The sequence below is a fragment of the Bacillus cereus group sp. BfR-BA-01430 genome (assembly GCF_022663115.1).
Classification (GTDB): Bacteria; Bacillota; Bacilli; order Bacillales; family Bacillaceae_G; genus Bacillus_A; species Bacillus_A cereus_BD.
On sequence record NZ_JAKUEW010000003.1, the window covers coordinates 77,697 to 91,501 of the forward strand.

Here is a 13,805-nt window from a genome sequence, read left to right on the forward strand (position 1 = left end):
CATTTTTTGTATATAATAATGACTTATTCTATTTATGCTATAATAGTGAAAAACTAGAAAGGAGATCCATACAATGAAACAATCCCAACCTCAATCTCATTCACAAAAACAATATTCTGTTAATCAATTAGCTCAATCTATTTTTGTTGTAAATCGTCATGCAAAGGCAGCTACAAACCCTAAATATTTATATTGGTTAAAAAAAATTGCTTTAGAGCGCCTAATCGCTGAAAAAAAGGCAATTAAAGAAGGTCTACATTTTTCTAGAAATCCACGCTTCAGTCAACAACAGTCTGATGTCTTGATCCGTCTAGGTGATTATTTTTTCCACATTCCTCCCACAAAAGATGATTTTCGTACTCTCCCACATCTTGGTGCTCTTGAATCTTCCTATCGTAATCCCAAAACTACCCTTTCTTTAACAGCAGCAAAGAAGACCCTTCAAAATTTCATCGGTCCTGAAGCCTTAAAACAAGAAAAAAAATTAAACGAAGCTATTCCGTGGTATCGACGTACGTATACAAAAAAATAAGGTTTGGCCATATGGCCAAACCTTATTTTTCTTCTTTAATTTTAATTTTCGCTTCTTTATAGAAAGCGACTTTTTCTTTATTATATGATTTCGTATATTCATTAAACTTATCTTTTTCAGTATCGATATCTTTATAAGATTGATTTACTGCTTTCACTTTATCACTAATCGCTTTTAATTTTACATTTTTATCTTGTAACATTGTATATAATTCTTTTTCTGCTTTTAATGATTTCGTGTAGCTGTCATACATCTTTTTAAATGATTCATGTCGTTTTTCATATGTACGATTCACTTGATCCGCTTTTTCTTTTAACTTACTATCCTCAATTTTTTTTACATATTTATCAACTGACTTCATCTCTTCTTGCGCTTTCTTTAATGCGTCTTTTTCTTTATTAATGATTTTTCCACGCTCTGCTGTATTTTTAATAGCTTGGTTAAGCTTTTCTTTCACAGCTTGATTATTGTCCTTTCCTTCCTGCACAATTTGTGTGTATAATGCTTGTCCTTCTTTTTCCATAGCTTCTAATTTTTTTGCGTCTTCAAACATCGTTTTTTCTTGCTTTGCAGCATTTTCAAATGCCACATATAGTTCTTCCTCTGGTTTTGGGCCAAAACACCCTGCTAATAAAGTCATAGATAATGCCGTTACGATTGCTATTTTATTATACTTCAACGTATTTTCCTCCTACTTAAATGCGATCATCATGCCAAAAATTTAATGGGAAATGAGCTGATTCCTCATATACTTCAAACTCATATCCTTTTTTACGAAGATCATTAATAATTGTTTGTAAAGCTTGTACAGTTTGTTTCTTCTCGTGCATTAAAATAACTTCTCGGTCTTGTTTAGCCCCTGAAATTACATTTTGCACTACACCATTTGGATTTCCTGATAATTTCCAATCTAAAGAATCAATCGTCCAATCCCATTCTTTCATACCTGCGGCTACCATTTGATCACGTAACCCTTGATTTAATCCTGGCATACTACCATATGGACAACGAACAAGTTTTGGATGAATCCCTGTAATATCTTTCACCATATTTTGTGCTTGTTTCATCTCTTCTACAAATTGCCCTTGTTTATAAAGTTTCGCATAATTATGTGTCATGCTATGAACACCAGGATAATGTCCTTCCTTTACTAAACGTTTCACACTCTCACTATGGGATGCAATATTACTACCAATCATGAAAAAGGTCCCTTTTATTTCATTTTTCTTTAAAATATCTAAAATTTCTTTTTGAAACTCACTCGGTCCATCATCAAATGTTAAATAAGCGACTTTACGTACTTGTCCATTAAATTTCACCGGTGCTTGCTTAGCTAATTCAACTTTAGACTGTTCACTAGCCATCTGAACGATGTTCACTTGATTTGCTACAGCCTTCGCAGGCGATGTAAAGGAGCGAAACAAGAAAAACCCTGCTGCGATAGCACTGATTGCGAGAGCAATTATTACCAGCCGCCTGACGAAAGGCGATCGCTGGCTCTGACTCCTTACGTCTATCATTGTACCATTTCCTTTCTCTCTTTCTACCAATCTACTTGTTCATTTTACACATTGTAAAGGCTGACTTGCAACAACTTACAATTTTTCTTTTCCTTCCCTTAAAAGGAAAAGTGTAGAGTCCTTCCCTCTCTACACTTTCAATTAAAAAAACAATGTGCAAAATAGCTTGACACATCCCTCACAATTATATGCTGATTACATGTATTTTTAAAGACTTTTGTTACAAAAGACCATTTCTTTGTAACAAAAGAGATAAAATTGTTACGAAATACTTTTTTACTATTTATGATTTTTTAGGTCCCTATTTTTATATAGATTCGTTTTCGCCTTATTTAATAATTCTTCTATTGTTCTTCCTTCTATCGGATAACTAGCAGCTCCAAATAAAAATGTAATATTCACCATATCATTTTCTAGTTCTTTCGTTATATTATTTAAAAATCGATTGATTATACTAGAATTTTCATATCCATTATCAACCGCTATAATTACATATTGATTTTCTTCCCAACGTGCCACAACATCACTTTTCCGAACCGTATTTACAAGTATATCTTCTACCTTTTTTACTAACTGATTTATTTTTTTCTCTTGCAAATTGCTTATTAATTCACTCCATTCATAAATGGAAATCATGTATACAGTAACTTTGTGGGTATTCCTTTCTGACAAGGCAGCCATTTTCCCAAAAAAATCTATCATAAATTCATTACTTTTTATTCCTAACCGATCATGGCTTTCTCCCTGCTTTTTATCATAACGATGCCCAAAATAATAACTGAATATCATTTGTATAATATAAATAATAAGGACGGTCCAAAAAGAACGAGCATCCATTTTGGCAATTACATCCTGCAAAGCAATCCACTCTGTAACTGCAACTGTATTTCCTAATAATAACCCACTAATTTTCCCTTTATGCTTCATGTATAACCTCCTTTACTCATACTATATGTTTTTATAATAATAATATTTTTTGCCTCAAAAAAATGTACGAATTTCGCACCCTTTCTTTTTATAAGCTTGTATTCGTTTTTTATTCTATTTCATATATATAGTATATAAGCTTGATAACAAGGAGGAATATCATGTTCAAAAAAGAAAATGTATCAGACATTATACGCTTTGTTGCAGGATTTCTTTTATCTTTAAAACTACTATTTGAATCATTTGGATTAACCTTTATTACACATGATCAAATTGATGCTATTATAAATGTCGCGTCATTCTTATTCATTCTATATTTCGGATACAAAAACAACTATGTAGGTAAAAAAGGAATAGAGCAAAAAGAATTACTAAAAAAACACAATCTTCACTAAAAAAAGGAACCAATGAAATGGTTCCTTTTATCGTTTTATTATACGTGCTGCTTTCGTTTGCAAAGGTCCGTAAGTTATTCCTGCGGACTGAAATGTATATGTAGCGCTTAATGACATCGTATCAAGGATATTAGGCCTTGCTATTTTGAGCTGACAAACTAACCGAGCTTTTTCGTTAGGAAGCAATTTTTCAATTCGCCATCTAACAAGTTGAAATAAAAATTCTCCTGTCCCTTTATTCATCTCTAATGTATTAGGTACATACAAAAAATGATCCCGAATCATGTGACTTACAATTATACGAGAAATCTCCTTTTCTCCCTTATTTTCGATTTCAAGCTGCATATAGAGAATACGATCTATATCATAAACAATTTGATATGAAAAATTCTCTTCTTCCATGCTACGAATTTGTAAAGTTGCTGTTACATTTGGAACAGCTGTACTCTCCTTTTCTCCTTTTCCTCCTCCTTCTATCCATAAAATAGGTTGCAGGGGCATAAGAAACATTTCTTGATTTGAAATACACTTCCATGCTCTCATAACTCATTTCACCTCATTCTAGATCTATCAACTGTACATCTTTACTGCGCACGTCCCAGCCTGCTTACGTATTCTTTTCCAACTTCTTATCACTCCATCCGCTCAATACATAAGCTCTTACCATTTTTCTCTCTTCTCTATTCTTATTCAACAATGAAAAGAAAAACCATTTTAAATAATAGAAAAGCATATGATTTCCTATTCCTTATAGCTCCAAGTTTCAAGTTCTTATTTATAGGCGTGAAGATTTTGACCTAAGAAAACAGTTTGCCTTTTAGTCAAATTTGACTATAATATGCTTTTTGCGCAATTCTCATAGTACAAGTCAAACTGTATATAACAATATTCTTTATGAATTGTACTTCGATTTCTTAAACAAAATATCTTTGAGAGATAAGACTATTTCATTTTCATACTAAAGGAGGACTATATTTGGAAACACAGATAACACAAAACAAAATAAGGAAAACAAAATTTGTTGTTACTGGATTGTTACTTGGTATTTTAATGGCAGCAATGGATAACACCATCGTTGCAACTGCCATGGCGACAATTGTAGGTGATTTAGGAGGATTTGATAAGTTTGTTTGGGTTACATCCGCTTATATGGTAGCTACAATGGCCGGAATGCCTATTTTTGGAAATTTGTCGGATATGTATGGACGCAAACGCTTTTATATTGGAGGGCTATTAATCTTTTTACTCGGTTCTATTCTTTGTGGTACAGCATCAAGCATTGAACAATTAAGCGTTTATCGAGCTATTCAAGGAATTGGCGGCAGCGCCCTTATGCCAATTGCTTTTACCATTATGTACGATATCTTTCCACCGGAAAAACGCGGGAAAATGACTGGGCTATTTGGTGCCGTTTTTGGAACATCAAGTGTTTTCGGTCCTTTATTAGGTGCCTATATCACTGATTATATAAGCTGGCACTGGGTTTTCTATATTAATATTCCATTAGGTATTATTTCTTTCTTCTTTATTTCGAAGTATTATAAAGAATCATTACAACATAGAAAACAAACAATTGATTGGGCTGGTGCAATCACGCTTGTTATCAGTATCGTCTGTTTAATGTTCGCACTAGAGCTTGGGGGTAAAGAATACGCATGGAATTCGAATGTAATCATCGGTTTATTTACAATATTCACCATTATGCTTATCCTCTTCTTTTTTGTAGAGAAAAAGGCAACTGAACCTATCATTTCTTTCCATCTATTTAAAAAACGGTTATTTGCAGCAAGTCAAGGAGTTGCATTTTTCTATGGCGCAACTTTTATTATTTGTACAGTTTATATTCCTATCTTCGTACAAGGCGTGCTTGGCGGCTCAGCTTCCAACGCTGGGTTAATTTTAACACCAATGATGATTGGTTCAGTAATTGGAAGCCAAACAGGCGGACAACTTGCTTCACGAACGAGCTATCGTAACATTATGATGATCTCAGGAGTATTTTTTATCGTCGGTATTTATTTACTTAGTACATTAACGATAGAAACACCACGAACACTTGTAACAATCTTTATGATTCTTACTGGCTTAGGTGTTGGGTTCTCATTCTCAGTTTTAAGTATGTCTTCTATTCACGACTTAGGAATGAGAGAACGAGGAGCTGCCACGTCTACAAACTCATTCTTCCGCTCTCTTGGAATGACTCTTGGTGTAACTATTTTTGGTACGATTCAAAATCATATTTTTGCTAATCAGTTAAAAGTCGTTTTCCCACCTGAATTTGCAAAACTAGCCCCAAAAGGTGGAGACACGAGCTTTTTATTAACACCGCATGCTACGGAAAAAATCTCACCTGAAGTACTTAGTTTGATTAAACAATCGCTTACAACATCGATTGCTGATACATTTCTTTGGGCACTTATCCCCGCTTCTTTAAGTCTTATTTGCATTTTATTAATGGGTAAAGAGCGACTTTTCACAGGCGAAAAGAAGAAACATAAACAAGTAAGTTAAGATAAAGTGAAACTTTAATTAGTGGGGGTTTCTTCATCCCCTCCACTGATTATGAGCTCTCACCTATCACCTTGCTTCGCTCTGAATTTTGAGGTTAGAGTCTTACTGCCTTAAAATAGCGGGACAAAAATGATCTAGCATACAATTCACACTACCTAATATATTTTTCCGGATCATAAGAAACAAAAAATTAGAATTTTGTTATTTTAAAACAGTAGACAAAATTCTAAAAATTATGTTAGAATTTGTTTCAATATCATATTCGCTTGTTAAATTCCTTTCAATGAGGAAAATAGGTACACAAATGAAACGATTTGTATTTAAAAGGGAAGTTTGGTGAAATTCCAACGCGGTCCCGCCACTGTAACTGCCAAGATTTTTTTCTATGCCACTGTGAAAATGGGAAGGTGAAAGAAATTGTATAAGGCATAAGCCAGGAGACCTGCCTATTTTAACAACACTGATAGACTCACGGATGATGATTAGGTGTTACAAACAATAAGCTAAGGTTATTTTATATCCTTTTATGCTTATTGTTACGTGCATTTCCGAGTAAACCGAAATGCTTACTTATAATTAAGGAGGGAATTTAAATGGCACTTCACACAAGTAATTTAGGTTATCCACGAATTGGATTACAGCGAGAGTGGAAAAAAACATTGGAAGCCTTCTGGGCACAAAAAATTGACGAACAACAATTTGTAACAACAATGAAAGAAATCCATCTTCAACGTTTAAAGGTTCAAAAAGAAAAAGGAATCGATTTCATTCCAATTGGTGATTTTACATATTATGATCACGTGCTAGACACTGCTTATATGCTTGGTTTTATTCCATCACGTTTTTCAAACTTCACCTCTTACCTTGATATATATTTTGCAATGGCACGCGGTTCCAAAGATCATGTAGCCTCTGAAATGACAAAATGGTTCAATACAAACTATCATTATATTGTTCCTGAGTATGAAGAAGGACTAAATATTTCTTTGAAAGATAATCGTCCACTCCGCTTATATGAGGAAGCGAAGCGAGAATTAGGAATAGACGGAAAGCCTGTTATATTAGGCCCTTATACATTTTTAAAATTAGCAAAAGGATATACACAAGATCAATTCTCCACCATTTTACACAAACTCGTTGCACCATATGTACAATTATTACATGAGCTTCATGAAGCTGGAGCGCGACTCATCCAAATTGATGAACCTATTTTTGTTTCCTTAACAAAAGAGGAAATGATAGAGGCGAAAAAACTTTATGAAACCATTCAAAAAGAAGTTCCAAGTGCAAACATAATTTTACAAACATATTTTGATAACGTTGAAGAAAACTATACAGAACTTATTACATTCCCAGTAGCCGGCATTGGACTGGACTTTGTTCACGGTAAAGAAGGAAATATAAAAGCAATTGTAGAACATGGATTTCCGGCCGAGAAAACATTAGCTATCGGCTGTATAGATGGGCGTAACATCTGGAGAGCCAATCTTGATGAGGTCTTCACTTTATTTGAAGCATTAAAGACACGCATTGCACCGAAAGATTGGATCATTCAACCTTCGTGTAGTTTATTACATACACCAGTTGATAAGACAGAAGAAACACATTTATCACCGGAACTATTTGATGCACTTGCATTTGCAAACCAAAAATTAGAAGAACTTACTCTTATAAAACGTGGCCTTTCTGAAGGTGTGAACAGTATCGAAATAGAGATCGCTACTTATCGTAACGCTCATGAAGCAGCTCACTCTTCCGCTGCAAGAAATCGAAAAGATGTTCAAGCAGCGAGAACATCTCTGAAAGAAGAAGACTTCTCTCGTCCTCTTCCATTTGAACAACGTTATGATTTGCAACAAAAAGCTTTACAATTACCGTTACTTCCTACAACGACAATCGGTAGTTTTCCGCAAACTCCTGAAGTTCGTCAAACGCGTAAACAATGGCGGAATGGCGAGATTACAAACGAACAGTATGAACACTTTATTGAAAAAGAAACCAAAAAGTGGATTCGCTACCAAGAGAATATTGGCCTTGATGTACTTGTTCATGGTGAATTCGAAAGAACTGATATGGTGGAATACTTCGGTGAACGACTTGCTGGATTCTCCTTTACTAAAAACGGTTGGGTGCAATCATACGGTTCACGCTGTGTGAAACCACCAATCATTTACGGTGATGTTGCATTTATTAACGACATGACATTGAAAGAAACTGTGTATGCACAAAGTCTTACAAATAAAGTCGTAAAAGGTATGCTAACAGGTCCTGTAACAATTCTAAATTGGTCATTTGTTCGAAATGATATCCCTCGCAAGGAAGTATCTTACCAAATTGCACTAGCACTTCGTCATGAAATTGAACGACTTGAATCATCAGGTATTAGAGTCATTCAAGTTGACGAACCAGCTCTTCGCGAAGGTATGCCATTAAAAGAAAAGGACTGGGATTCATATATTGAGTGGGCAGTTCAGTCATTCCGCTTAGCAACAGCTTCTGTGGCAAATGAAACACAAATTCATACGCATATGTGCTATAGCAATTTTGAAGATATTGTCGATGCGATTCGCGCGTTAGATGCTGATGTGATTTCAATTGAAACATCAAGAAGTCACGGAGAATTTATCCATACACTCGAACATACGACATATGAAAAAGGAATTGGTCTAGGAGTCTACGATATTCATAGTCCACGTGTACCAAGTAAAGAAGAAATGTATACAATTGTAGAGCAATCTTTAAAAGTTTGTAACCCAAAATACTTTTGGATTAATCCAGACTGCGGATTAAAAACAAGAAGAACAGAAGAAGTTCTACCTGCTTTAGAACATATGGTTGAAGCTGCAAAAGAAGCTCGTACACTACTGAAAACGAACGCTTAACAAAAATAGGTATCCTACTCGATAGGGATACCTATTTTTTATGTAACTCGCTTTCTTCTCAAATCGTAGTGTCATAACTATTCTTCTCTTTCAAAATATAACTCATATCGCACTCTATACAGTTCATCATCTGTTGGCTCTTCAAGGGGAATCACTTGCAACACTAACATATAATTTCCTTTTGGAACGTCAATATGCACTGTATTAGAAAGAATACTTTTCACAAACACTCCCTCATCTTTTACAACAAAAGGAACAGATACCTTTCTTACAATCCCTTCTCTCTCTCTATGCTGACCTACATATCCTTCTACTTCACATGTATAATCAGAGATTGCTTCAAAAATAACCGCATCATCCGCTTGCACATATCCTCTCTCAAACGCCTCATCCGTCCACTCTATATCCGGTGGTGGTCCATCGTAATTCATTACAATGAACTGCGCATAAGAAATTGTTAATTCCATAAACAACACTCCCGTCTTCCGTTATTTCACTACAAATTTCACACGTGTACCATCTTGATATTTATCCAACTTATTACCGACCCATGAGCCAGCTCCTCTATTATCAGCAGGACTAATATACTCAATATGGGCCCCCTTGCCTCCTTCTTTACACATTGCCATCGGCCATTCATCACGATCATATCCTTTTTTTGGTGGATATGGAGCTAAAGATTGCTTTCGTCTGTCGCCAGCGCCATTTCTATCAATCGTACAGATTTTAGAATGTCCTTCCTTTATTGCATTTTCTATATGCTTTCCGGTTTCTGGATAACGCTCTTTCGGAAATTCTAGAACTTGATCATATGTACCGTCCTTTTGTTTTACTTGTTCTGTCGGTATAAGTGCTTCATAAACAGCCACTAAAATAGAAAGAACTGCAATGATTAAAATAATAATCCCTTTCAATTGTTTCATACGTATGCCTCCGCTTTTTAAATCCTTTTCTTTGACTAGGCTATTATAACAAACTTTTTATCCATTTGTTTTCAGACATTATTTTCATTCTCTCTCTTATTTGCGTCAAAAAACATTCATTTCCCTTCAAACTTTCGCTAATTATGTAGAATTTTTCTAGACTTACGACATTCTTTTTCAAAGGAAGTCCACATAAAATATGGAATTGATATATACGATACTTTTTGGGGAGGAAATATCATGGAGACGATCTATAAAACGAAAGATGTCACAAATAAAACAGGAATCCCAAAACATATAGTTCGAAAATATAGTCAACTTTTAGAAGAGTATGGTTATAACATTGCAAGAACTGCCGATGCTCGTATATACAAACTAGATGATGTAAAGCTATTAAAATTAATTCATGAACGAGCAGCTACTTTACAAGAAGATATTACAGAAACGATTCCGATTATTTTAAAGGAAAAAGATCATCCGCCCGTGGAAATCAATGTTACAAAAGAGCAGCAAGACATGCAAAAGAAAGATGAAAATCGTAATTTTGAAGAATTCATGTTAAAGCTTGAAATGTTAGCTCAATTGAATGAAGCAATTATTCATCAAAACTCTACGCTCATTACGCAAAACCGTTTGAAAGATGAAAAACTTGATGAATTAATGCAACAAGTATATGTAAAAGAAGGAAAACAAGGAAAAATGCTACAAGAGCTTGTCGATCATGCAGCTCATACCGATGCTTTACAAAAAGAAAAAATGGACTTATTAATGAATCATATGTATAAGCGTGAATCCAAACAAGAAGAAAAAATGAATAAACTGATCCAGCAAATTTATAATAAAGACAATAATCGTGATGCTCAACTGATGCAAGTCATTCGTGAAATTCAAGAAACAAAGCGCATGATTGCCGCATCAAAGGAACAAAGTTTATTTCAATCCTTTAAAAATCTATTTGTTCGTGTAAAACAAGAAAAAAATCTATGAGTGTCACCTTGTCACAATTTACTATCTAATAATCAAGTTTTCATATAAAAAAAGTTACCTTTTACGGTAACTTTTATTCCTTATTTTTAACTGCTGGTAATGTAATAATCGCTTCTGTCCCTTTCCCACTTTCACTATTATATTCCAGCGTACCGTTATGTGCTTGTAAAATACGAAATGTTACCATAAGCCCCAGGCCCGTTCCTTTTTCTTTCAATGAGTAATAAGGCTGTCCAAGTCTCGCTAGTTGCTCTTTCGTCATGCCAATTCCACTATCTTTTACTCGCACAATAATGGTGTCACCTTTCTGAATAGCAGTAACCTTTAAATAGCCTTTGTTTTCTTGAATCGCTTCGATGCCATTCTTTACAACATTCATAATCGCTTGCTTCAATTTCGTCTTATCACCTATCGTATAAAGATTTTCAGAGATTTCAACCTGTAAATACACACCTTGCATTGCTGCAAATGAAGACATTAACGTAGTCATTTCAATTAATTGTGCAGATAAACAAATATGTTCTTTTTGTTCAATTTGTGGCCTGGCTAAATTTAAATAATCAGAAATAATTTGTTCTGCTCGGTCTAATTCAGCTAATACAAGACGCATATACTCTTTATTTTTCACATCTTCTGTACTATCGAGCAATTGAATAAAACCACGCACAACAGTAAGAGGATTTCTAACTTCGTGTGCGACACTTGCTGCTAGCTCACTAACAATATTTAATTTTTCTGATTTTTGCATTTCTGCACGCAGTAATACATTTTCATTTAAGTACTCTGTTAAATATACTTGAAATACCATTGTCATCACCATAATAAATAAAGCAACAATATACCCGCTATATACATGTGAAGTAGAAGAGATAAATCCAGTTCCTAATAACACATCAAATATTTCTATTACGAGACAGATTAGCACATATAAAGACGCGACAATAAATGATAAAATAAGCTTTTTATTTCTTGGAAAGACTGTCCACTTTTTTGATAATAATAATGGGATAATGACTAACACAATGACCTCTATGATCCGAAACCAATTGAAACCATGTAAAAACCATTCATATATGAGAAAAATCATAGTTGGAATCAAACCAATCATTCCACCATATAAGAAACTACTCATAATTGGAATCGCATGAAAATTAAAATTACAAATCTCTCCAAAACAAATTGGATATGTCATCGAAAGCACAAGTGTAACACTGGACAAAAATGTAATAAAATAACAATTGGGCTTTGGAAGCATATTTTGATAATGATTAAGACGGATTGCTTCATATAAAAATAGCGGCAAAATAATAATCGCAACTTGGATCATTAAATCACGGATTAGCTCCATAGCCTTTCATCTCCTATATGTATTTTGATTTGATTATATCATTTTAAAGTCTACTTTGTTTCAAAATTTAGATTTTTCCGTTTATATTTGTAAATCATTTGTGAACAAACAATAAGAAATGTTACAACTTTCCGAAATGATTGTAAACCATGTACCAAATTACTATGATGCAGTATACAATGAATACGGATTAAAAATTAAAGCACAACAAGCCAGATATACGGACAACTATAACAACATCAAACATATAATCCATACTATCTATGTTTATAAATAAGTAATCATTATTTTAGTAGGAGGAGATAAATATGGCAGGAACTACCCTTGTTTTAAAAGAGGAGAATCTAGTCGTCCTCGAAAATGTTGAAAAATCAGTGTATGAAGAGTTACAAAACAAAACTGGAGACGAAAATTGTACTTGCGCTGTAAACGAAACGGTTATACATCTTGGAAAAGTTTCTTCCGTACTTTGGAATGAAGATGAAATAGATTGGGAATACGGGTATTAAAGAGTCGCTTTTCAGCGACTTTTTTTTTTCGCTGAAAAGCGAAAAAATTAAAAATATGATAAAATAAATATAATTTTTCAAGCCGAAGAAAGGGAGTCAACATGGAACAATTTATTAATCCAAAAGTGAAGGATATTAAAATTTCTGGTATCCGTCAATTCTCTAATATGATTCAAAACTATGACAATATTATCTCTTTAACAATTGGGCAACCTGATTTTCCAACTCCTTCTTTAGTAAAAGAAGCTGCTAAGAGAGCAATCACAGAAAATTATACAAGTTATACACATAATGCTGGTCTACTAGAGTTACGCGAAGTAGCTTGTAATTTTCTAAAGGAAAATTATAACTTACACTATACACCTGAAAACGAAACCATCATTACAATCGGGGCTAGCGAAGCGATTGATATTGCATTCCGTACTATTTTAGAGCCTGGAACAGAAGTTATTTTACCCGCGCCTATTTATCCTGGCTATGAACCAATCATTAGACTTTGTGGTGCAACTCCTGTTTTTGTAGATGTTCGTCCAACAGGATTTCGTTTAACAGCAAAAGCGATTCAAAATGCAATGACAGATCGAACAAGATGCATTGTTTTACCTTATCCTTCTAATCCGACTGGTGTTACACTATCAAAAGAAGAACTAACGGATATTGTAAATGTATTAAAAGATAAAAATATTTTCGTTTTATCTGATGAAATTTACAGCGAACTTGTCTATGAAGAAAGTCATCGATCTATCGCTCAGTTTCCAGAAATGCGCAATAAAACAATTGTTATTAACGGCTTATCTAAATCACATTCGATGACAGGATGGCGCATTGGTCTTTTATTTGCCCCACAATATTTAGCAGAACATATTTTAAAAGTTCATCAATATAATGTAACTTGCGCAACTTCGATTGCTCAATATGCCGCAATTGAAGCATTAACAGCAGCAAAAGATGCACCGAAAATGATGCGCCATCAATATAAAAAACGTCGTGATTATGTCTACAATCGACTCATACAAATGGGGCTCTCTGTCGAAAAACCAACGGGCGCCTTTTATTTCTTCCCGTATGTTGGCCATCTCACTTCTTCATCATTTGACTTTGCTATTGACCTTGTGAAAAAAGCTGGAGTTGCTGTTGTTCCTGGAACAGCATTTTCAGATTACGGTGAAGGATATATCCGTCTTTCCTACGCGTATAGTATGGAAACATTAAAAGAAGGCTGCGATCGTTTAGAAAATTTCTTAAAACAAACAGCGAAGAGATAATGAAAT

Annotated in this window: 14 protein-coding genes and 1 riboswitch; of the genes, 7 read left to right on the forward strand and 7 right to left on the reverse strand. The window is 34.2% G+C overall.

Annotated features, from left to right (window positions below):
- Positions 1–73: 73 nt before the first annotated feature.
- The gene (locus MR058_RS08630) at positions 74–532 is read left to right on the forward strand and encodes a YkyB family protein (protein WP_242143579.1); all 459 of its coding nucleotides are present in this window, start codon (positions 74–76) and stop codon (positions 530–532) included.
- Positions 533–554: 22 nt separating this feature from the next.
- Here MR058_RS08630 and MR058_RS08635 read toward each other — a convergent pair whose 3' ends face one another.
- The 3 genes from MR058_RS08635 to MR058_RS08645 form a co-directional block, all read right to left on the reverse strand.
- On the reverse strand, positions 555–1,172 hold the full coding sequence (locus tag MR058_RS08635) for a YkyA family protein (RefSeq protein WP_242143786.1): 618 nt from the start codon (positions 1,170–1,172) through the stop codon (positions 555–557).
- Positions 1,173–1,227: 55 nt separating this feature from the next.
- Positions 1,228–2,052 carry a peptidoglycan-N-acetylglucosamine deacetylase gene (locus tag MR058_RS08640; RefSeq protein WP_242143580.1) on the reverse strand — a complete coding sequence of 275 codons (825 nt, stop codon included), beginning with the start codon at positions 2,050–2,052 and terminating at the stop codon, positions 1,228–1,230.
- A 279-nt stretch (positions 2,053–2,331) separates the two neighbouring features.
- Complete coding sequence (locus MR058_RS08645; protein WP_242143581.1) at positions 2,332–2,979, reverse strand: diguanylate cyclase domain-containing protein; 648 nt, start codon at positions 2,977–2,979, stop codon at positions 2,332–2,334.
- A 161-nt stretch (positions 2,980–3,140) separates the two neighbouring features.
- Between MR058_RS08645 and MR058_RS08650 the strand changes: the two genes are divergently transcribed.
- Positions 3,141–3,374 (forward strand): phage holin, encoded by a 234-nt coding sequence (locus tag MR058_RS08650; protein WP_242143582.1) that lies wholly within the window; start codon positions 3,141–3,143, stop codon positions 3,372–3,374.
- Positions 3,375–3,401: 27 nt separating this feature from the next.
- On the opposite strand, the gene MR058_RS08655 is transcribed toward MR058_RS08650, so the two are convergent.
- Entirely contained in the window at positions 3,402–3,917 is a 516-nt protein-coding gene (locus tag MR058_RS08655) for a hypothetical protein (RefSeq protein WP_242143583.1), read from the reverse strand.
- Positions 3,918–4,349: 432 nt separating this feature from the next.
- Here MR058_RS08655 and MR058_RS08660 point away from each other — a divergent pair, with 432 nt between their 5' ends.
- Both MR058_RS08660 and metE read left to right on the forward strand, forming a co-directional pair.
- A complete protein-coding gene (locus MR058_RS08660; protein ID WP_242143584.1) occupies positions 4,350–5,885 on the forward strand; it encodes an MDR family MFS transporter in 1,536 nt (511 codons plus the stop codon).
- Between the two features lie 277 nt (positions 5,886–6,162).
- Positions 6,163–6,349: riboswitch (cobalamin riboswitch) on the forward strand.
- Positions 6,350–6,478: 129 nt separating this feature from the next.
- Positions 6,479–8,767, forward strand: coding sequence for a 5-methyltetrahydropteroyltriglutamate--homocysteine S-methyltransferase (metE, locus tag MR058_RS08665; protein WP_242143585.1), 2,289 nt, complete (start codon positions 6,479–6,481; stop codon positions 8,765–8,767).
- A gap of 77 nt (positions 8,768–8,844) precedes the next feature.
- Here metE and comJ read toward each other — a convergent pair whose 3' ends face one another.
- Together comJ and MR058_RS08675 are read right to left on the reverse strand one after the other, a co-directional pair.
- The gene (gene comJ / locus MR058_RS08670) at positions 8,845–9,234 is read right to left on the reverse strand and encodes a competence protein ComJ (protein ID WP_242143586.1); all 390 of its coding nucleotides are present in this window, start codon (positions 9,232–9,234) and stop codon (positions 8,845–8,847) included.
- Between the two features lie 21 nt (positions 9,235–9,255).
- The gene (locus tag MR058_RS08675) at positions 9,256–9,690 is read right to left on the reverse strand and encodes a NucA/NucB deoxyribonuclease domain-containing protein (protein WP_242143587.1); all 435 of its coding nucleotides are present in this window, start codon (positions 9,688–9,690) and stop codon (positions 9,256–9,258) included.
- Between the two features lie 240 nt (positions 9,691–9,930).
- Here MR058_RS08675 and MR058_RS08680 point away from each other — a divergent pair, with 240 nt between their 5' ends.
- A complete protein-coding gene (locus tag MR058_RS08680; protein WP_242143588.1) occupies positions 9,931–10,677 on the forward strand; it encodes a DUF3967 domain-containing protein in 747 nt (248 codons plus the stop codon).
- A gap of 73 nt (positions 10,678–10,750) precedes the next feature.
- Here MR058_RS08680 and MR058_RS08685 read toward each other — a convergent pair whose 3' ends face one another.
- On the reverse strand, positions 10,751–12,025 hold the full coding sequence (locus MR058_RS08685; protein WP_242143589.1) for a sensor histidine kinase: 1,275 nt from the start codon (positions 12,023–12,025) through the stop codon (positions 10,751–10,753).
- 308 nt (positions 12,026–12,333) lie between these two features.
- On the opposite strand from MR058_RS08685, the gene MR058_RS08690 reads away from it, so the two are divergent.
- Together MR058_RS08690 and MR058_RS08695 are read left to right on the forward strand one after the other, a co-directional pair.
- Complete coding sequence (locus MR058_RS08690; protein ID WP_242143590.1) at positions 12,334–12,534, forward strand: hypothetical protein; 201 nt, start codon at positions 12,334–12,336, stop codon at positions 12,532–12,534.
- 101 nt (positions 12,535–12,635) lie between these two features.
- A complete protein-coding gene (locus MR058_RS08695; protein WP_242143591.1) occupies positions 12,636–13,799 on the forward strand; it encodes an aminotransferase A in 1,164 nt (387 codons plus the stop codon).
- Positions 13,800–13,805: the final 6 nt, after the last annotated feature.

Coding starts and splice junctions, on each gene's coding strand:
- MR058_RS08630 (WP_242143579.1), top strand. CDS start 74: ATGAAACAATCCCAACCTCAATCTCATTCACAAAAACAATATTCTGTT.
- MR058_RS08635 (WP_242143786.1), bottom strand. CDS start 1,172: ATGACTTTATTAGCAGGGTGTTTTGGCCCAAAACCAGAGGAAGAACTA.
- MR058_RS08640 (WP_242143580.1), bottom strand. CDS start 2,052: ATGATAGACGTAAGGAGTCAGAGCCAGCGATCGCCTTTCGTCAGGCGG.
- MR058_RS08645 (WP_242143581.1), bottom strand. CDS start 2,979: ATGAAGCATAAAGGGAAAATTAGTGGGTTATTATTAGGAAATACAGTT.
- MR058_RS08650 (WP_242143582.1), top strand. CDS start 3,141: ATGTTCAAAAAAGAAAATGTATCAGACATTATACGCTTTGTTGCAGGA.
- MR058_RS08655 (WP_242143583.1), bottom strand. CDS start 3,917: ATGAGAGCATGGAAGTGTATTTCAAATCAAGAAATGTTTCTTATGCCC.
- metE (WP_242143585.1), top strand. CDS start 6,479: ATGGCACTTCACACAAGTAATTTAGGTTATCCACGAATTGGATTACAG.
- comJ (WP_242143586.1), bottom strand. CDS start 9,234: ATGGAATTAACAATTTCTTATGCGCAGTTCATTGTAATGAATTACGAT.
- MR058_RS08675 (WP_242143587.1), bottom strand. CDS start 9,690: ATGAAACAATTGAAAGGGATTATTATTTTAATCATTGCAGTTCTTTCT.
- MR058_RS08680 (WP_242143588.1), top strand. CDS start 9,931: ATGGAGACGATCTATAAAACGAAAGATGTCACAAATAAAACAGGAATC.
- MR058_RS08685 (WP_242143589.1), bottom strand. CDS start 12,025: ATGGAGCTAATCCGTGATTTAATGATCCAAGTTGCGATTATTATTTTG.
- MR058_RS08690 (WP_242143590.1), top strand. CDS start 12,334: ATGGCAGGAACTACCCTTGTTTTAAAAGAGGAGAATCTAGTCGTCCTC.
- MR058_RS08695 (WP_242143591.1), top strand. CDS start 12,636: ATGGAACAATTTATTAATCCAAAAGTGAAGGATATTAAAATTTCTGGT.